At 57.3% G+C, this 16199-nt stretch carries 20 protein-coding genes and 1 pseudogene; 10 read left to right on the forward strand and 11 right to left on the reverse strand.

Annotation, left to right across the window (positions count from 1 at the left end; genetic code table 11):
• Positions 1-18: 18 nt before the first annotated feature.
• The 3 genes from KGB24_RS22335 to KGB24_RS22345 form a co-directional block, all read right to left on the reverse strand.
• A complete protein-coding gene (locus tag KGB24_RS22335) occupies positions 19-807 on the reverse strand; it encodes a DeoR/GlpR family DNA-binding transcription regulator (protein WP_008024119.1) in 789 nt (262 codons plus the stop codon).
• Between the two features lie 122 nt (positions 808-929).
• Positions 930-1598, reverse strand: coding sequence for an ATPase (locus tag KGB24_RS22340; RefSeq protein WP_223416305.1), 669 nt, complete (start codon positions 1596-1598; stop codon positions 930-932).
• Positions 1599-1734: 136 nt separating this feature from the next.
• Complete coding sequence (locus tag KGB24_RS22345) at positions 1735-2661, reverse strand: LysR family transcriptional regulator (protein WP_008024114.1); 927 nt, start codon at positions 2659-2661, stop codon at positions 1735-1737.
• 132 nt (positions 2662-2793) lie between these two features.
• Between KGB24_RS22345 and KGB24_RS22350 the strand changes: the two genes are divergently transcribed.
• The 3 genes from KGB24_RS22350 (at position 2794) to KGB24_RS22360 (ending at position 4452) form a co-directional block, all read left to right on the forward strand.
• Positions 2794-3198 carry a RidA family protein gene (locus KGB24_RS22350; RefSeq protein WP_223416304.1) on the forward strand — a complete coding sequence of 135 codons (405 nt, stop codon included), beginning with the start codon at positions 2794-2796 and terminating at the stop codon, positions 3196-3198.
• Positions 3199-3288: 90 nt separating this feature from the next.
• Positions 3289-3783: a PaaI family thioesterase gene (locus tag KGB24_RS22355; protein ID WP_223416303.1), complete on the forward strand. Its 495-nt coding sequence runs from the start codon at positions 3289-3291 to the stop codon at positions 3781-3783.
• A 48-nt stretch (positions 3784-3831) separates the two neighbouring features.
• Positions 3832-4452, forward strand: coding sequence for a LysE family translocator (locus KGB24_RS22360; protein ID WP_008024109.1), 621 nt, complete (start codon positions 3832-3834; stop codon positions 4450-4452).
• Between the two features lie 200 nt (positions 4453-4652).
• Here the strand turns inward: KGB24_RS22360 and KGB24_RS22365 are convergent, their stop codons facing one another.
• The 4 genes from KGB24_RS22365 to KGB24_RS22380 all read right to left on the reverse strand — a co-directional run bounded on the left by KGB24_RS22365 (position 4653) and on the right by KGB24_RS22380 (position 9560).
• Positions 4653-7133: a TonB-dependent siderophore receptor gene (locus KGB24_RS22365; RefSeq protein ID WP_223416302.1), complete on the reverse strand. Its 2481-nt coding sequence runs from the start codon at positions 7131-7133 to the stop codon at positions 4653-4655.
• 118 nt (positions 7134-7251) lie between these two features.
• Positions 7252-8208, reverse strand: coding sequence for a FecR domain-containing protein (locus KGB24_RS22370; RefSeq protein WP_008033355.1), 957 nt, complete (start codon positions 8206-8208; stop codon positions 7252-7254).
• Positions 8205-8726 carry a sigma-70 family RNA polymerase sigma factor gene (locus KGB24_RS22375; protein WP_223416301.1) on the reverse strand — a complete coding sequence of 174 codons (522 nt, stop codon included), beginning with the start codon at positions 8724-8726 and terminating at the stop codon, positions 8205-8207. Before KGB24_RS22375 ends, KGB24_RS22370 begins: the two co-directional genes overlap by 4 nt.
• A gap of 279 nt (positions 8727-9005) precedes the next feature.
• Complete coding sequence (locus KGB24_RS22380) at positions 9006-9560, reverse strand: TetR/AcrR family transcriptional regulator (RefSeq protein ID WP_223416300.1); 555 nt, start codon at positions 9558-9560, stop codon at positions 9006-9008.
• 126 nt (positions 9561-9686) lie between these two features.
• On the opposite strand from KGB24_RS22380, the gene KGB24_RS22385 reads away from it, so the two are divergent.
• Together KGB24_RS22385 and KGB24_RS22390 are read left to right on the forward strand one after the other, a co-directional pair.
• Positions 9687-10337 (forward strand): DJ-1/PfpI family protein, encoded by a 651-nt coding sequence (locus KGB24_RS22385; RefSeq protein WP_223416299.1) that lies wholly within the window; start codon positions 9687-9689, stop codon positions 10335-10337.
• A gap of 23 nt (positions 10338-10360) precedes the next feature.
• The gene (locus tag KGB24_RS22390) at positions 10361-10897 is read left to right on the forward strand and encodes a DUF2867 domain-containing protein (protein WP_223416298.1); all 537 of its coding nucleotides are present in this window, start codon (positions 10361-10363) and stop codon (positions 10895-10897) included.
• A 171-nt stretch (positions 10898-11068) separates the two neighbouring features.
• On the opposite strand, the gene KGB24_RS22395 is transcribed toward KGB24_RS22390, so the two are convergent.
• From KGB24_RS22395 to KGB24_RS22410, 4 genes are all read right to left on the reverse strand, one after another.
• Positions 11069-11275: a co-regulatory protein PtrA N-terminal domain-containing protein gene (locus KGB24_RS22395; RefSeq protein ID WP_008033360.1), complete on the reverse strand. Its 207-nt coding sequence runs from the start codon at positions 11273-11275 to the stop codon at positions 11069-11071.
• Positions 11276-11364: 89 nt separating this feature from the next.
• Positions 11365-12012, reverse strand: a complete 648-nt coding sequence (locus KGB24_RS22400; RefSeq protein WP_008033361.1) for a hypothetical protein — start codon at positions 12010-12012, stop codon at positions 11365-11367.
• Positions 12013-12250: 238 nt separating this feature from the next.
• Positions 12251-12529 (reverse strand): DUF2790 domain-containing protein, encoded by a 279-nt coding sequence (locus tag KGB24_RS22405; RefSeq protein ID WP_008033362.1) that lies wholly within the window; start codon positions 12527-12529, stop codon positions 12251-12253.
• A gap of 374 nt (positions 12530-12903) precedes the next feature.
• The gene (locus KGB24_RS22410; protein ID WP_223416297.1) at positions 12904-13245 is read right to left on the reverse strand and encodes a hypothetical protein; all 342 of its coding nucleotides are present in this window, start codon (positions 13243-13245) and stop codon (positions 12904-12906) included.
• A gap of 214 nt (positions 13246-13459) precedes the next feature.
• Between KGB24_RS22410 and KGB24_RS22415 the strand changes: the two genes are divergently transcribed.
• The 5 genes and pseudogenes from KGB24_RS22415 to KGB24_RS22435 all read left to right on the forward strand — a co-directional run.
• Complete coding sequence (locus KGB24_RS22415; RefSeq protein WP_008033367.1) at positions 13460-13735, forward strand: metal/formaldehyde-sensitive transcriptional repressor; 276 nt, start codon at positions 13460-13462, stop codon at positions 13733-13735.
• Positions 13736-13751: 16 nt separating this feature from the next.
• Complete coding sequence (gene dmeF / locus KGB24_RS22420; protein WP_223416296.1) at positions 13752-14666, forward strand: CDF family Co(II)/Ni(II) efflux transporter DmeF; 915 nt, start codon at positions 13752-13754, stop codon at positions 14664-14666.
• Positions 14667-14705: 39 nt separating this feature from the next.
• Complete coding sequence (locus KGB24_RS22425) at positions 14706-15062, forward strand: hypothetical protein (protein WP_223416295.1); 357 nt, start codon at positions 14706-14708, stop codon at positions 15060-15062.
• A 2-nt stretch (positions 15063-15064) separates the two neighbouring features.
• Positions 15065-15247: a DUF1289 domain-containing protein gene (locus KGB24_RS22430; protein ID WP_008033373.1), complete on the forward strand. Its 183-nt coding sequence runs from the start codon at positions 15065-15067 to the stop codon at positions 15245-15247.
• Between the two features lie 506 nt (positions 15248-15753).
• Positions 15754-15930: pseudogene (locus KGB24_RS22435) on the forward strand (ubiquinol oxidase subunit II); the annotation flags it as partial.
• Between the last annotated feature and the right edge of the window lie 269 nt (positions 15931-16199).

Consider the following 16199-nt stretch of genomic DNA (forward strand, 5'->3'; position numbering starts at 1 on the left):
AACGCCAGCGGGACAGGTTCAGGCCAGCGCCTGAACCACCTCGATCCCCAGTTTCCGATAATCCCCGACATCGCCCGACGCCACATGGCGCTCGGTGATCAGCGTATGGATACGGTTGCACGGCGCGACCACAAACGGCTCGACCGCGCCCAGTTTGTCCGCCGTGGTGACGGCGATCACCTGCGAAGCACTGTCGAGCAGCGCCTGTTTCACCGGCACCTCATCGAAGTGCAACGAGCTGATGCCAACTTGCGGATGAATCGCGCAAACCCCGGTGAACAGCACATCCGCCTTGATGCCCTGCAACAAGCGCACGGTCTCGTGTCCGCTGACCGACATCGTCGCGAGGTTGAGTTGCCCGCCTGCCAGAATCACCTTGATGCCTTTGTATTCGGCCAGGGTGATGGCGGTCATTGGCGAGGTCGTGATGGCGGTGATGGAAATGTCCGAAGGCAACGAACGTGCGATTTGCAGCGTGGTGGTGCCGGAATCGAACATCACGATCTGGCCATTCTCCACGCGACTGGCGGCGAGCTGCGCGAGGTGGGTTTTCACCTCATCGGTTTCGCTGACCCGCGTGAAGTAATCCTTGCCCGTGTCCTTGGGCCGAGGCAGCGCGCCGCCGTGCACACGTTGCACCAGACCGGCCGTGGCCAACTCCGACAGGTCCCGGCGGATGGTGTCTTCCGAGACGGCGAAATGCTGACTCAACTCGGAGGCCATGACCTTGCCGTCACGTTCGAGGATCAGCAGGATTTTCTGCCGGCGCAGATGAGGGAGTTCGGCGGCCGAGTGATGGTCATGCATGTTTATGCCTGAATTTGCGGGTTTGTGCGAGATTAGCCAAGCCTTTGTGCAAACACAATCGATGCAGGGTTCAGAGGGGCCCATCGCCGGCAAGCCGGCTCCTACAGGATTGCGGTGAAGCGTCAGTTGATCGCGATTTGAGCCACATGGCCTGAGGTCACCAGCGCCTTCAGCGAGGTGTCGAACTGTTTCAGTGCATTCACTTGCAATGCGGTTTGCTGGTCGATCTGCGCGGCGATCTCCGGTGCGGCTTTGCCATGCACCCAGACCGAAGGCATTTGTTGTGCGCGCGAGCCCTCGGCCTTGCCGATGTATTGCAGGTTCGAGTCGTAGAATTTGGCCATGAACCGCGCTTCAACCTGGTTGTTGCGCTTGGACACCAGACGGCTGTAAGTGTCGAGCATCACCACCACATCCGGGTGCGCCTGCACCAGCGCATCGAGGTTGTCGTAGACCGTCACCGAGGCAAACTCTTTCTGCAACGACCCCATCAGCCAGTTGATCGCCCGTTTCGGATCGGAGCTGTCGACGAAGGCGCCGCTGATGCGTGAATCCAGTTCAGGGTTCTTTGCGCCGTTCAGTGCAACCGAGTGGTACTGCTCAAGGTATTCGAGGGTGCTGACGGTGTTTTCGCTGTAGAGCACGCCCACTGATTGCGCGTGTTGCAAAGTCGCGGCGCTGTCGGCGACCGGCAGGAAGTGGCAGGACTGTTCGGCGGCGTATGCTGGCACGGTGGCGGCAACGCTGCCGGTCAGGACAGCGACAAGGGCCAACAGAGTAGAGATTCTCATCGCGCAGGTTCCTTCGGTGGCGAATTCGGTATGTGGCTATCCTCCTCCCTTGGCGAAAAAACAGAACTTGCGATTCTTGATGATGGTTATTGATCAAACGAATGGTTGCGGCAAAAGGGATCGTTACCCCCTAGCCTCATGCCCCCGGCCGATCAGCAACCGGCGCATGCTGCGCCATCAACTCGACCACCCAATCAATAAACACGCGCAGCTTCAGGCTGATGTGCCGGTTCGGCGGGAAGGCCACATACAAGGGCATCGTCTCGAGACTCCAGTCCTCGAACAGCGGTACCAATTCACCGCGAGCCTCGTAGTCCCGGGACATGTATTTGGGCAGCCAAAGCACACCGAGCCCGGCGAGGCCCGCCGCAAGAAATGCGTTGCCATCATCGACGGCCAGTACATAACGTCCTTTGACCTGCACACGCTCACGTTCGTTGTACATCGCGTAGGGCACCGGTTTGCCGGTGCGCGCCCACAAAAAGCCGACGACTCGATGATCCGAATCCTCCAGCTCTTGCGGATGCAAAGGCACACCGACGCGAGCCAGATAGCTCGGTGCTGCAAACACCCCAAGCGGCAGGTCAGCGACACGCCGGGCCATCAGCGACTGGTCCATCAGCTCGCCGCCGCGCACCACACAATCGACGTTTTCATCGATGATGTCGACGATGCGATCGCTGACGCCCATGTCGATCTGGATGTCCGGGTATCGCGCATAAAACGCAGGCAATGCCGGCACCAGAATCATCCTCGCCAGCGGGCTCGGCACATCCACGCGCAGCCGGCCTCTGGGCAACGTCGACGCACCGGACAGGCTGGTTTCGGCATCGTCCATGTCGGCCAGCAGCCGCAACACCCGCTCGTAATAGACGGCGCCATCAGCCGTGACGTTGACCTTGCGCGTGGTGCGGTTGAGCAACTTGACGCGCAACCGGGCCTCCAGTTGCTGCACCAGTTGGGTCACGGTGGTCTTGCTCATGTGCAGGGTTTCGGCCGCCTTGGTGAAACTGCCCGCCTCCACCACCCGCGCGAATGCCTGCATTGCATCAAAACGGTCCATTGCAGCCCCAGGTATCGATAGGATTGTTTGGATATCACAAACAGTGCTGGCCAAGGTTGCTCGTTTATCGCCCCGATGCAAGTCCTTACAGTCCCTTCATCGTTCACACAGAGCCCTTGATGGAGGCCTTTCATGACGCAGCGCGATGTTGTTTTCCCAGCCAAACGCCAGGCGCTATATGAGCGCAATCGCTACTCGCCGGCTATTCGCTCCCACGGCTTTTTGTTCGTCTCGGGGCAAGTCGGCAGCGCTGAGGATGGATCGCCCGAACCGGATCTGGAGAAACAGGTGCGGCTCGCCTTCACCAATTTGAACGCGATCCTCGTGGCGGCCGGTTGCACCTTCGACGATGTGATTGATGTCACCGTGTTCATCGTCGACCCCGAATCGACCTTCGAAACCATCTGGAAGATCGTGCCGGAGTTCTGGGGTAACGCACCGCACCCGACGTTGACCGGAGTCGGCGTAACGTGGCTGTATGGCTTTCAATTCGAGATCAAGGTGATTGCCAGGCTTCCTGACACCGCCGAGGAATGAACTGACGCCTGCACAGGGAATGAACGCGGCTATCCGTTCGGCGTTAGAATCGGGAAATGTTCAGCCCACACTTTTGAGGATGACCCAGGCATGTCCACACCCGACATTTCCCTGCAAGACACCGCGGCGCCGGAAGGCGTTTGTTATGGCTGTGGCAGCCGCAACCCGCATGGGCTGCACGTCAAAAGCTTCTGGCACGAAGACGGCGAGCATGTCATCGCCGAGCACGTGCCCGACGCCAGGTATTGCGGCTGGCCGGATCTGGTCTACGGCGGTTTGATCGCGATGCTGGTGGATTGCCATTCCAACTGGACCGCGATGGCCTATCACTACCGGGCAGAAAACCGCGACGCCGCCAGCCTTCCGCGCATCAATTGCGTCACGGGCAACCTCGGCATCAAGTTCATCAAGCCGACGCCGATGGGTGTCCCGCTGACCCTGCGGGCGAAAGTCGAAGGTGATGTCGGGCGCAAGACCCGGGTCATCTGCGAGATCTACGCCGGGGACGTGCTCACGGCGGTGGGCGACTCCACTTTTGTTCGCGTGGACACCGCTCAATTGGCCGACGTCGCGCATAACCGATAGGTCGCCGCGTGATAACGTGCGCGCATCCTCTTTTGGAAGCGCACGCCCATGTCCATCGCCGACAATCTTCTCGCGTTTACCTTCGCGGCCACGTTGCTGACACTGACGCCTGGCCTCGATACCGCATTGATCCTGCGAACCGCAACGGTGGAAGGCCGACAACAGGCCTTCCGCGCGGCATTGGGCATCAATGCTGGCTGCTTCCTGTGGGGCGCCGCCGTCGCTTTTGGTCTGGGCGCGTTGATCGCTGTCTCGGAACTGGCCTTCAACGTCCTGAAATACTGCGGCGCCGCTTACCTGGCGTGGCTGGGCCTGAACATGCTGCTGCGCCCGCGCCGCTCGCTGTCGCCCCTCGAAACCGACGCAAAACCAACGGCCAACTGGTTTCTGAAAGGCATGATGGGGAATGTGCTCAACCCGAAAATCGGCATTTTTTACGTCTCTTTTCTCCCTCAGTTCATTCCCCAGGGCCACTCGCTGATTGCCTGGACTTTTGGCCTGGTCAGCATTCACGTGGTGCTCGGCTTGATCTGGTCGTTGACGTTGATTCGCGCTACACAGCCACTCGCCCTGGTGCTGCGGCGTGAAAAAGTCATCAAGTGGATGGACCGCACGACGGGCATGATCTTTGTTCTGTTTGCAGCGCGGTTGGCGTTCAGCAAGCGGTGAGCAGCGCTCCCCTGTAGGAGCCGGCTTGCCGGCGATGACGTCCGAACGGGCAACGTAAAGTTCAAGACCGCATCGCCAGCAAGCCGGCTCCTACAGTTCTGTGTTTCCCGGAATTGTGTGAAGAACCCAAAAAAATGCCCGCCTCTTGCGAAGCGGGCATTTCGTTCACGGGTTACGCGTTGTTTTCTGCGCGGCCTGCGTTAAAAACTCGCTTTGACCGACACCATAAAGTTGCGTGGATCACCGTAGTAGTTGCCGAAGGTCTCGGTACCGATGGTGGCGTAGTAGCGCTTGTCGAACAGGTTGTTGCCGTTGAGCGCAACCGACCAGGTGTCGTCGATGCGGTAACCGATGCGGCCGTTCCAGACCGCATAACCTGACTGGCTGATTTTTTCGCCACTGGAGGGTGAAACCCGGAAGTTATCGCTTTGCGCGTTGACGCCGGCACCGATCGTGAATCGCTCAAGCGGCCCGCTCAGGGCGTAATCGCCCCACATGCGCAGCACATGCCGAGGCACATAACTGTTGAACGCTGCGCCGTTCAGGCTGGTGTCGATGTCGTCGAGGGTTTTGGTCTGGGTATAGGTGTAACCCGCCAGCACTTGCAGGCGCTCAATGACTTCACCGCTGACCTCGGCCTCGAATCCCTGGGCGCGAACCTTGCCGGCATTGACGTAGCAGTAACCATCGGATGAAGGACAGGATGAGTTGTAGTCCGTCTGCGCCTGATCTTTCTGGATCGTACGGAACAGGTTGAAGAAACTGTTCAGGCGACCGTCGAACCAGGCGCCCTTGATCCCCAGCTCATAGCTCTGGCCCACGAGCGGCTTGAGCGCCGAACCGTCTTCCGAGCGGAAATTGCCTTGCGGGGTAAAGATATCCGAGTAGCTGGCATAGGCCGTCAAGTTCTCGTTCAGGTCCAGCAGCACACCGGCAAACGGCGTCACCTGCCCGGTCTCGGTAGCGCTGGAATGTTCCGAGGTGCCTGTGTTGATGAAGTCGGAGTCGGTTTCGGAGTAGTACCAGCTCACCCGACTGCCGACGACGAATGTCAGCGGATCAGCCAGTTTCAACCGCAGTGTCGAGTAAATGCCCTTCTGTTTGGTCACCGAATTGACCGGCCCGCCGCGAGACGAGTTGTCGATAAAGTAACTGTCATCCGGCTCCGGAATATGTTTGTCGGGGTTGAACACATTCTGGCGTTGCTTCAGAAACGCCACCGAGTAGAAGTCGTCCTTTTTTGAACGGCTGGCGTTGGCGCCCACGATCAATTCATGTTGCTGGCCGAACGCGTTGAACTTGCCATCCACGTACGCATCAAGGCCGTAATCGACTTGATCGTAATCGTACATGCTGCCCAGCATGCCGGTGGTATTGGTGCCAGGCGTCACGGCGCCGGAAGCGAATGCGTACTTGATGTCCTGGGTGTTTTTTGTATAAACACTGGCGACCTTCAAGCTCCAGTCATCATTGAACCGGTGATTCAAATCACTGAAAACGGTGGTGCGCTGGCTGCGCCACGTGTTCCACGAAGGATCGAGGCAGGTCGAGCGGCTGAGCTTCAAATCGCTGCGGTCCCGGTAACGCGGCAGGCCACCCCAGCAAGGGTTGGCGTCCACATCTTCATAGGCAACGCCCAGGCCGAGTGTCGTGTCGGGGCTCAAATCAGCGTCGAGCGCGCCGTAATACACCTGATCCTTGCGACTGGCGTCATCTACCGAGTAATGCCGACTTTGCTCGGCGACAACGGCCCGCCCCCGCAGGGTCCCGGATTCGTTCAGCGGGCCACCGGTGTCGACCTGTCCGCGATAGTTGTCCCAGCTGCCACCGGAGAGCGTGATGTCGGTGTGCGGGGCCGTCTGGCCGCGTTTGCGCACGAAGTTCACCCCGCCGGCGGTACCACCTGAACCTTTCATCATCCCGGCTGCGCCGCGAAGGATTTCGACACGGTCGTAGTAGGCCATGTCACCGCTGAAACTGTCGGCCTGAACATAGAGGCTGCCCATGTCCAGAGGGACGCCGTCGTACTGATACTGGCCCGACATGCGAAACCCGCGCGAGTAGAAATACTTGCCGCCCATGGTCGAGTCGTAAACGGTGATGCCTGGGGTCTTTTCCATGACCTGGTCGATGGTGTTCAGGTTCTGGTCATCGAGCATCTTGCGCGTCATCACCGTGACCGACTGCGGCGTTTCCCTGAGTGAGTGCTCACCCTTGCCGATAGTCACCGCACCCGTAGTGTACGAGCCGCTGTTTTCGGTGGTCGCGCCGAGCATTTGCCCATTGATGTTGGTCGCGCCCAGTTCAAGGGCCGAGCCGGCAGCCGGAGCTGGTCGCAGGACATAAGTACCGTTGGCCTGGGGTTCGGCTTGCAGACCACTTCCGCCCAGAATCCGCGCAAACCCTTCGCTAATCCCGAACGCACCGTTGAGGCCCGGGGATTTCAACCCTTCGAGTTGTCGCGCATCAAAGGATATGGCGGCACCCGCCGCACTGGCGAATTGGCTGAGCACTTCGGTCAGGCTGCCGCCGGGAATGTTGAACGATTTCACCGGGTTCTGCTGTTGCGCCGGCACCTGTGCCGCAAGCGTTGCCGTTGACCAGACGCCCGCCGTCGTTGCCGCCAATAGCCCGACCGTCACTGCGGTCGCCAGACGATCAGACTTGTACACCCGAGACATGCTTACCCTCCCCCAAAAACAATCAATAAAAACTCACTGAGGGATGAGCCGAACGATGTGTATGAAAAGTGCAAAGGCTGGAAAATTATTTTCAGTTCTATCGCGAGCAAGCCCACATTCAGAGCAAATCACCACGCGACACGTCGACCCAATATCGGCTGAACCGGGTGATCCGCAGCGAGAAACCACTCTCCAGCGCAGCCAGCGCCAGGTCGGTGTTATCAATGGGGAAAGCGCCGGACACCTTCAATTGAGCGATACGCGGATCACAGCGCAGCACACCTGTGCGATAGCGCGAAAGGTCAGCCAGCAACTCTGCCAAGGGGCGATTGATGGCAATGATGCTGCCCGTTTGCCAGGCGCCGACGGCTGCGTCGTTGCGCCGTACCGCCCCCAACGAGTGACCATCAAAGTCCAGGGACTGGCCGGCCTCCAGACGCACCGTCGAGCCACCGCCAACCGAACGGACCTCTACGGCCTTCTCGATCACCGCCACCCCGCCGCCCTGTTCAAGGGAACGGACGATAAAACGCGTCCCGAGCGCCAGCACCTCGGCATGACGGGTGAGCACCTTGAAGGGTCGTTGCAAGGGATCGACAGCGGTCGTCACAAGGATCTCGCCACGCAACAGTTCGAGCACACGCTGACGACCGTCAAAATGAAGATTCACCGAGGTGTCGGTATTGAGCAGCAACGAACTGCCATCCGCCAACCGGATCTCACGGCGCTCACCCACGGCGGTGCGAAAATCGGCGAACAGGTTCTGCGAGGTTTCACTGCGCCAGCCCAGCCAGCCCAGCGAACTGGCTGAGGCAAGCACCAGCACACTGCGCAACACCTGACGCCGGGATCGATCAGCTCCACGCAACGCTGGCGATGCCAGGGCGCCCGGCACACTGGCCATCTGCTCGCCGACGTCCGCCATGCGTTGCCAGGCTTGTCGATGAGCAGGGTCGGCGACCAGCCAGTCGTTCCAGGCAGCCAGGTCCGAATCGGTGGCGACACCCGACCGCAGTCGGGCGTACCACTGGGCGGCAACGCTGATCGCCTTCAACTCAACGGGCGAAAGGCTCATGCCAGTTGCAACTGAATCTGCATCAGGCAGCAATGCTCCATGGCTTTGGCCATGTAGTTGTTGACCGTGCGAGAGCTGATATTCAAGCGCTCGGCAATCTGCGGGTAGGTCAAACCGTCGAACTGAGACAGGATGAACGTCTGTTTGACCTTCGTCCCCAATCCTTGCAGCAGGCGGTCGATCTCCATCAGGGCTTGCAACAGGATCGCCTGTTCCTCCAACGAAGGCTGCTGCCATTCGGGCATGGCCGCCAAGGCTTCCAGATAGGACTGTTCCAACGAACGCCTGCGGAACAGATCGATCAGCAACCCCTTGGCGATCATCGACAGGTAAGGTCGCGGCTCGCGGATATCGAGTGCGTTACGCGCCTTGATGACCCGGACGAAGGTGTCCTGCGTCAGGTCTGCCGCATCGAACGCATTGCCCAGGCGCTTGCGCAACCAGCCATTGAGCCAACCGTGATGGTCGCAATACAGATCATTGACGGCGCGACGCAGGGATAAATCGTTGGCGGACATGACGATGGAATAATTCGCGAGTGATAATTACTCGCATTGTCATGCGTGCAATGGGTGATTTGCAATAGCCACATTGGCTGACAGGCCCCCTGGTACGAGGGCGCGGCTGATGACACGTCTCTGCAAGTTGCACCGGTGCTGCTAGATCGCGTTAGCCAGGCGGCTTGCCTTGAAGGGAATGGCGTTCAAGCAGCCATTCGGTGAAGGAATTGAGTGCTGCCGAGAATTTAGCGGCATGCGAACTCTATTTATTCAGTTACCCAATTTATAGCTCGTGAATTAGGCCCGCCACGGTGGAAGAGCCCCTTCGAAAAGTGAAAAGGCTCGACTCAGAAAACTGTTGAAGCGAGCGGCATCACGTCGCAGCCCTGCCTGTTGACCACCAATCAGGCACAGATGGGCCACCCGACCAATCACTTCTGCTTCGCCTGGCAAAGGGACCAAGCGCCGGCACGTCCGTATCGCGAAGTCCAGTCGTCTTGTGTCAACACGCTGCTGAAACTCGCCTACCAACGGATCGTGCAGCGACCAGGCGCGGATGGAAACTTCCCGCCCAGGTTGTTTCTCAGCGGCAATACTCAAGTAGCGTTTCAAGATTTCGCCCGCGCTACGACCCTGCGCCGCATAAGTGAGCATGCGCTCCGTGTAGTCTTCTTCCCAAGCGGCCAGCAAGGTGCGGACAAAGTCTTCGCGATTACGGAAATGGTGATAGAACGATCCGCGGGTCACATTCAATCGGCGCGATAGACTCTCGGCCGAAACACCACTATGTCCTATTTGGTCGAGGGCCTCAAAACCAGCCGCGATCCAATGGTTGCGAGTTAATTTTCCCACCCGTTATTTCGCTCCATGTTTAGCGCCATACAGACTGTGTATGGCGCGCAACCGATTGATACGCTGCGAACACCAGCAAAGATAGCCGTTGCGTTTTGCACGCTAGCACTTTTCATGGAGCTCGCCTTGAAGAAAATCGTTCTGGTTGCTTTCGACCAATTCACTGATATCGACCTATTCCTGATGTGGGACATTTTGTGCCGCAACACTGAGGACTGGCACGTCCGGATATTGGGTTCCAGCGCTATCGTGCGATCGGCGCACGGCCTGCCTGTTTCGGTGCACGGTCCGCTTTCCGAGGCCAATAGTGCCGACGCGGTATTGTTCGTCAGCGGCAAGGAAGGGATACCCGCTGCACTTGCCGCCCCGGATTTCCTGCCGTCGTTTGAACTTGACTCCAGACGCCAGCGAATCGGCTCCATATGCGCCGGAGCTTTCATTCTCGAACGGCTTGGGCTGCTCAGCGGCCAAGCAACTACACATCCGGATGCACGATCGAGCTTGCAAGCTCTGGGACTTGAACCCCTGGACCAGCCTCTTGTTTGCCAGGGGAACGTTGCAACTGCTGGCGGATGCCTTTCGGCGCTCTATCTGGTGGGATGGCTGGTTGAATCCTGGTTCGATGTCGGCAAGCGCCGTGCGACGTTGCTCCCTGTTTTGCCAGCTGGGCAGCAAGAGCTCTATGATGCGTTGATCGGGCTCAGCATCCGACAAGGAGCGTTATACGACAAACCATCGCAACAAGAAACGCGACATGGCATGTCATCTAATTGGTAGTTGGAACTCAGGAGAGATCCCCGATGCCCCGAGAATTTGAGCTCATTATGTCCGTGCCAGTACCCTCGAGGTCCGGCATCACCCACCTTTACAAGCCGATGAACCTGGCAGACGCTTTTGCGATTCGGCTCCCGGCGGGCACCTCCAGCAATCCAGATTTGCTGGCTCGATTCATCCTTTCCCACCAGCCATCCTGGATCGGATGGCTCATGAAAGTCCGAGACACTATCGTTGCCTGTTTTGGTATCAAGACAGCCAGACATTTGGCAACGCTTGCTGATCGGATTCAAATCTTCAAGGTCTACAGCTCGAACCAGACTGAAATCGTGTTGGGAGAGGACGACAAGCACCTCGACTTCCGGATATCGATCCTGTGTTCTGGAGAGGCAGAGCCAGAAGGCAGTCGCCAACTCGTTTTTTCAACCGTGGTCCAGTGCCACAACCGTCTAGGCCGGGCCTACATATTCGTTATTGCCCCATTTCACCGCTTGGTTGTTAAGGCCAGCCTCCTCCGTGCAGCACGCATCGGTTGGCCTCTGGCTACCGGCCCCGAAGGCTGAGAGCTGTTGCTGATCCATCGGACACGAGATCGCGTCACTTTGACGGTGCCACGCGGGTGCTGGATTTCAACGCAGATGTTCGATGAAGGAGCCAGGGGATTTCAGGGGCGGGATTTCAGGGACAGACCACATTTAGAAAATGTGGCCTGTCCCCTAATGACCCGACACAGATCAGCCGTTGGTGCGATCGGTCGCCTTGGCTTTGCTTTCGGCAACAGCGGCTTCAGCCTTCTGTTTCTGTGCAACCTGGAAGGCTTCCATCGAGACTTTCCGGGCCGACTCCATGCGTGTGAAGGTCCGATCACCGCCACCTGTGGCCATAGCCAGAGTGGAAGCGGTCAGAGCGGCGGCGACGAAAAGAACTTTCATGGATTTCATTTGGGTTTCCTCAAGTGAGAGTTTATTAATAGATAACAGTGGTAGTTATTTGCTAAAGCATTACTTGCTTATTCAACCTGACTTTAGCATTAAGCCAGGGCGGCGTTTTGTTGCGTCCAGGTGCCTTGCTCCATACGCCCGTCGGTCTCTCTGCTTTTTGCCCAGGCGGTGAGCAGTACCATCATTGCGAATCCACCAACGATGAGAACCGGATAGGCTGCCAGCAACTCGATCAGCGAGTATTTCCAGGCCAGCGGACGACCAACACCCAACATGGCGGCATAGAACCACGACACACCAGAGAGCGCACCCGAGAACAGCGCCAGCATGCGAAGGCTGAAGGAAAGTTCAAGTAACGAACCGGCTTTTTTCAGCGCCGGCAATACAGCGCTATGCAACAGGAAGCCGTTAAAGGTCAGCAGTACAACGATCCCGATTTTTGCTTGCAACTTTGGATTCTGGAAATACTCCATCCCCTTGCCGGCATAATCGATCCCGATAATGCCAATGCCCGTAATCCAAAGAGCTACAAGTGCAAGTACGACGGTTTTTTGAAGGCTTTCCATATGTGCGTCATCATGGTGACCCGACACGTCCCCCTTCAGGAGTTGCTTGACCATTGCAACGTCACTGGTCAAGACAAGACCGATTGCAACACAGCAGGCGATAAGATGGAAATACACAACGCCCAAACGAAAATATTCCACGGTGGACGAAGAAATCATACTAAGTTCCATGGTTACCTCTTGACTTCAATAGTGAATCAACATAGTTCTCGGCACAGCTTGATTGGAGTTTGCCGTTGCTGATTGTAATTAGGATCCAACAATTATTATTAAATAATCTCGCAGTGTTATGCTGCCAGGATAATAGTGATTTTCGCGAATGAACTTTTAATCATCCGTACTTAGTGCATATGAGGTTTAACTTCCGCTTCTGGAGTCGGCGAGATCCAGAACCCTATCGGCGAGCGGATCAGGCGATGCTGGTGGGATTTGCAGGGCTTGCGCCCCATTCGAGGAAACGGATCTTGTGAACCTCACCCAGGCTGTCTTCATAGACCAGGGTCACCGGTACCACGCCTGTCTTGTTGGATGTATCAGTGCGCTGCAGTACCCGCTTCACATCGATTTCCATACCGTAGTGGTAATCGACGGCTGAGACATGCGCGCCGGGTTCTTGCAGGCCGTTCTGGTCGAAGACAGTTGGCGCGAGACTGGAAATCACGGCACTGACAATTGTGGCCATGTTCATAAGGCTATACCTCCACTGAAGTTCTCTTAACGAGGACTTAATGTGACACGTGATCAAAGTGAAGTTCACTTCACCGCGACGAACGCGCCGATCTGAGTCGCCTGTAGTGGCTTCAGGCCCCTAGCAATTCCCCGCGCTTGACGCCTTACGACCATTCGTCCATTAAACGCCGTATTTGTTGGGCCAAACGGCATTTTTGAGTGAGGTCATAACATGTTATGACGGATTTTCGAGCAAGATTTCACGTGCTGGCTGTGACGGCACATGGACCGAAAACGTCTGCGAGCCAGGGTGAGAAATATCGGGTATTGGCCGATTTCTGCCGTCCATGACTGACCGAAATCGGCCAGTTTCCGCCGTTCGAGCGTCCAGGTTCAGTACTTGATATCCCGGGCTTTTTGACGTCCTTCCTGCTTCGTTTGTCGCTTGTCTTGTCGGCAACCGGGATTGCTCTTGGCATCGGCCGCTCGACAATCCTGTTTCGTCTCACGCGCACCCTGGCGCGTCTCCTGCCTGACATCGCGCGCGGAACGACGCGTCTCGGCTCGTTCGGTGGCCGCCCAAGCTGCCCCGTTCGCCACCAGAAGAAAAATCATGGCTACCCAACCAAACGTCCTGTGCTTTCTCATAATCTGATCTCCAGGAACTCGATGTCGGAATTTAAGTACAGCTGATTTCCAGACGTCCCGCAGGCTGAGGAACTGCCATTCATCCAAGCGATATCCATTGCTCGAGTCCAAGGGGGCAGCTGGTGAGCATCAGTGTCGATGGTGAACGGCAACAATCAGCCAGAAGCGCTCATTCCAGGTCCTCTCGATTGCCCCCTCGCAAATTCCTGCCAGGGGTTATAGATGCCCTCTCCGCCCCTGACATTGCATAGGTATAGGGGTATGCCTATCATGCACAATACATAGGTAGGGGGGGTATCCCATGGGCCATATTGCAGCAAACAAAGGCGATCTTCTCAAACGCGTAAAACGTATCGCCGGGCAAATCCAAGCCGTTGAACGGGCATTGGAATCGGATCTCGATTGTGCCAAAACACTGCACCTTGTTGCCGCCACTCGCGGAGCCATCAACGGTTTGATGGAGGAAATCATCGAGGACCACGCGCGGGAGCATGTCGCGAACCCTGCTCTCAGCGAAGAGGAGCGAAACAAGGGCGTCGAAGAACTTCTTGAGGCCATTCGCCGTTACTCCAAGTGAACGCAGGTACACACTCATGAGCAGCTCCAACATCAACTACACACACGACCACATGTTCCTTGGCTCAGCGCACGACGAAAACGCCAAGCGTACGCTTTGGGTTGTGATACTGACCGTTGTGATGATGGTCGGCGAGATCACCGCCGGGTATATGACGGGCTCGATGGCGTTGCTGGCCGATGGCTTTCACATGGCAACCCATGCCGGCGCATTGGGCATCGCGGCGGCCGCTTATGGATACGCAAAACGCCACGCTTTCAGCCAGCGCTACAGTTTCGGTACCGGAAAGGTTGGAGACTTGGGCGGGTTCGCCTCGGCGCTGATTCTCGGTATGGTCTCCCTGGGAATTGGCGTTGAGTCCGTCATACGTCTCTTGCAGCCAACGGAAGTTCAGTTCGGCACCGCTACGCTCATCGCGATTGCCGGCTTGATCGTCAACATTGTCAGCGCCCTGCTGCTGGGTCACGGGCATAGTCATGGGCACGATCACGATCATGGCCATGACCATCATGGGAACGACAACAACCTGAAATCGGCCTACGTCCACGTCATCGCGGACGCGCTGACTTCGGTTCTGGCCATTGCTGCACTGCTCGCCGGCCGGTATCTCGGTTGGGTGTGGCTGGACCCGGTCATGGGCATTGTCGGCGCTATCGTTATCGCGCGCTGGGCGTGGATCTTGATGGGGGTCACCGCAGGTGTACTGCTGGATCAGACAGACGCACACGTTGCCGAGGAAATCCGTGAACGGGTTGAGAAACCTGGGGATGCCACCATCACCGACTTGCACGTCTGGCGAGTTGGACCGCAAGCTCATGCGGCCATCGTCAGCGTCCTTGGTGAAGCCACTGCGAACGCCGACAGCATTCGTGAACGTCTGAAGCCGGTTCATGAAGTCAGCCATCTGACGGTCGAGTTTCGACCGGCCTGATTCAGCGCCTCCCCTCCACTGCCTCCAAAGGAAACCGTAATGCCCCCAGGGAAACGTGAACTGGCGCGGATCGAACGCCGATTGATTGCCACGCTCACTGATGCGTGCGAAACAGCAAAAGGTGAAATCAAGGGTTTTACCTGGCTCACCCACATCACTGACCTGAGCGCATTGGCTGAAACCCTGAAGGTGATCTGGGTGTTCGAAACCCTGGCTGACAAAAAGCTCGCCCAGGTTAACGCGAAGACGCGCATCTTTGAGTTGACGGCCATCGCCTTGAATGAGGCCAACATCAATCTGAGCCCTTCAGACCTCAATGTCCGCTTTGACTCCGAGGAAGAATGCCAGCGCACTCACGGTGGTGATTGGCAGAAGCGCCTGGCCAAGGGTTATTGACGATGGCTAAAGAAATCGAAAACCCCTGCATCTCGGTTTGCCAACTGAGTGGCGATCTGTGTGTGAGTTGTGGGCGGAGCAAGGAAGACATCAGAAAGTGGAAACGCATGAAGCGGCCTGAAAAAATGGCCGCTGTGCAACGGGCGAATGTGCGCTTGAAAGGGCTGAAGAAAGCGCAGGGGTAGTCGCTTGAACTGGATGACTACATTGGGTCGTTGGCTACTCCTCGCGATAGGTCGCTACGATCTCCATAAATGGGGAATTACACCCACGCAACCGGGCGTTTACCACCTGATTTGAGGATTATTCCCCACTCACCTTTTCTCTAACTCGAAACGCCCGGAAGCAGTTTATTAATTAAGTTGAACTTTTTTCGCTCTATTGAAATGGCTCATTAGTTGCACCGCCCCCTCGTACCCGCAATAGCTGTCGTCCCGGACATCATGCAGACGACAGGGCTTGCCAGATTCGGCATGACGGGAGGGGTGAAAAATGAAACGCGCGACACCACCATGCCGCTCCGTCGCCTTTCTGCTCGGGTCAAGCCTGCGCTGTCCGATGCGCCTTACCCTGACCACCGCCAACGCCATGCCGCTGGATGATTTCGGTCCGCCACCACCGACGGCCCCTTCGGCATCTACTAACCCGCCGGCCGCCCCCAAGGCCGCGCCGGATGCCTTGCTGACCTTGCTGGCCGGACATCATCCCGCCATCCGTCAGCCTGCGGGCGGCGACATCACCGGCCACCAGTTAGCTGTTCGTCTTGATTGGCACACTGTTCATCCTGCCGGTGATTCTGATGTACACCTTCAGGAGCTATTGGGTGTTCTGCGCAAAAGTGAGGATTGGTGATGTCTTCCACTGTTAAATCAATTGCTCGAATCACGAATAGGCCGATACCCCGTTATAAGCAGGTCGCTCATTTGAGCCTAATGTTTATAGCGTTGCTGATTATGTTGGCGTTGAGTACTTTCGTGGCGATGGAGTTGCCCCTCGGAACGCTCTGACGGTGGATGAGGCCGATCGCCCTCCGGACTGAACCACAGTGTTACCCGTAACGACCCGAACCGAAGTGAGAAAATCCCCCTTCGCTCAACCAGAAAGCCCTCACACTTGAGCCGAGTGCGGGGGCTTTTC

The sequence above is a fragment of the Pseudomonas sp. BF-RE-25 genome (genome assembly GCF_019956105.1).
GTDB lineage: Bacteria > Pseudomonadota > Gammaproteobacteria > Pseudomonadales > Pseudomonadaceae > Aquipseudomonas > Aquipseudomonas migulae.

Bases quoted from the DNA above. Each gene is read 5' to 3' on its own strand.
- KGB24_RS22335 (WP_008024119.1), bottom strand. From the start codon at position 807: ATGCATGACCATCACTCGGCCGCCGAACTCCCTCATCTGCGCCGGCAG.
- KGB24_RS22340 (WP_223416305.1), bottom strand. From the start codon at position 1,598: ATGAGAATCTCTACTCTGTTGGCCCTTGTCGCTGTCCTGACCGGCAGC.
- KGB24_RS22345 (WP_008024114.1), bottom strand. From the start codon at position 2,661: ATGGACCGTTTTGATGCAATGCAGGCATTCGCGCGGGTGGTGGAGGCG.
- KGB24_RS22350 (WP_223416304.1), top strand. From the start codon at position 2,794: ATGACGCAGCGCGATGTTGTTTTCCCAGCCAAACGCCAGGCGCTATAT.
- KGB24_RS22355 (WP_223416303.1), top strand. From the start codon at position 3,289: ATGTCCACACCCGACATTTCCCTGCAAGACACCGCGGCGCCGGAAGGC.
- KGB24_RS22360 (WP_008024109.1), top strand. From the start codon at position 3,832: ATGTCCATCGCCGACAATCTTCTCGCGTTTACCTTCGCGGCCACGTTG.
- KGB24_RS22365 (WP_223416302.1), bottom strand. From the start codon at position 7,133: ATGTCTCGGGTGTACAAGTCTGATCGTCTGGCGACCGCAGTGACGGTC.
- KGB24_RS22370 (WP_008033355.1), bottom strand. From the start codon at position 8,208: ATGAGCCTTTCGCCCGTTGAGTTGAAGGCGATCAGCGTTGCCGCCCAG.
- KGB24_RS22375 (WP_223416301.1), bottom strand. From the start codon at position 8,726: ATGTCCGCCAACGATTTATCCCTGCGTCGCGCCGTCAATGATCTGTAT.
- KGB24_RS22390 (WP_223416298.1), top strand. From the start codon at position 10,361: ATGCCCCGAGAATTTGAGCTCATTATGTCCGTGCCAGTACCCTCGAGG.
- KGB24_RS22395 (WP_008033360.1), bottom strand. From the start codon at position 11,275: ATGAAATCCATGAAAGTTCTTTTCGTCGCCGCCGCTCTGACCGCTTCC.
- KGB24_RS22400 (WP_008033361.1), bottom strand. From the start codon at position 12,012: ATGGAACTTAGTATGATTTCTTCGTCCACCGTGGAATATTTTCGTTTG.
- KGB24_RS22405 (WP_008033362.1), bottom strand. From the start codon at position 12,529: ATGAACATGGCCACAATTGTCAGTGCCGTGATTTCCAGTCTCGCGCCA.
- KGB24_RS22415 (WP_008033367.1), top strand. From the start codon at position 13,460: ATGGGCCATATTGCAGCAAACAAAGGCGATCTTCTCAAACGCGTAAAA.
- dmeF (WP_223416296.1), top strand. From the start codon at position 13,752: ATGAGCAGCTCCAACATCAACTACACACACGACCACATGTTCCTTGGC.
- KGB24_RS22425 (WP_223416295.1), top strand. From the start codon at position 14,706: ATGCCCCCAGGGAAACGTGAACTGGCGCGGATCGAACGCCGATTGATT.
- KGB24_RS22430 (WP_008033373.1), top strand. From the start codon at position 15,065: ATGGCTAAAGAAATCGAAAACCCCTGCATCTCGGTTTGCCAACTGAGT.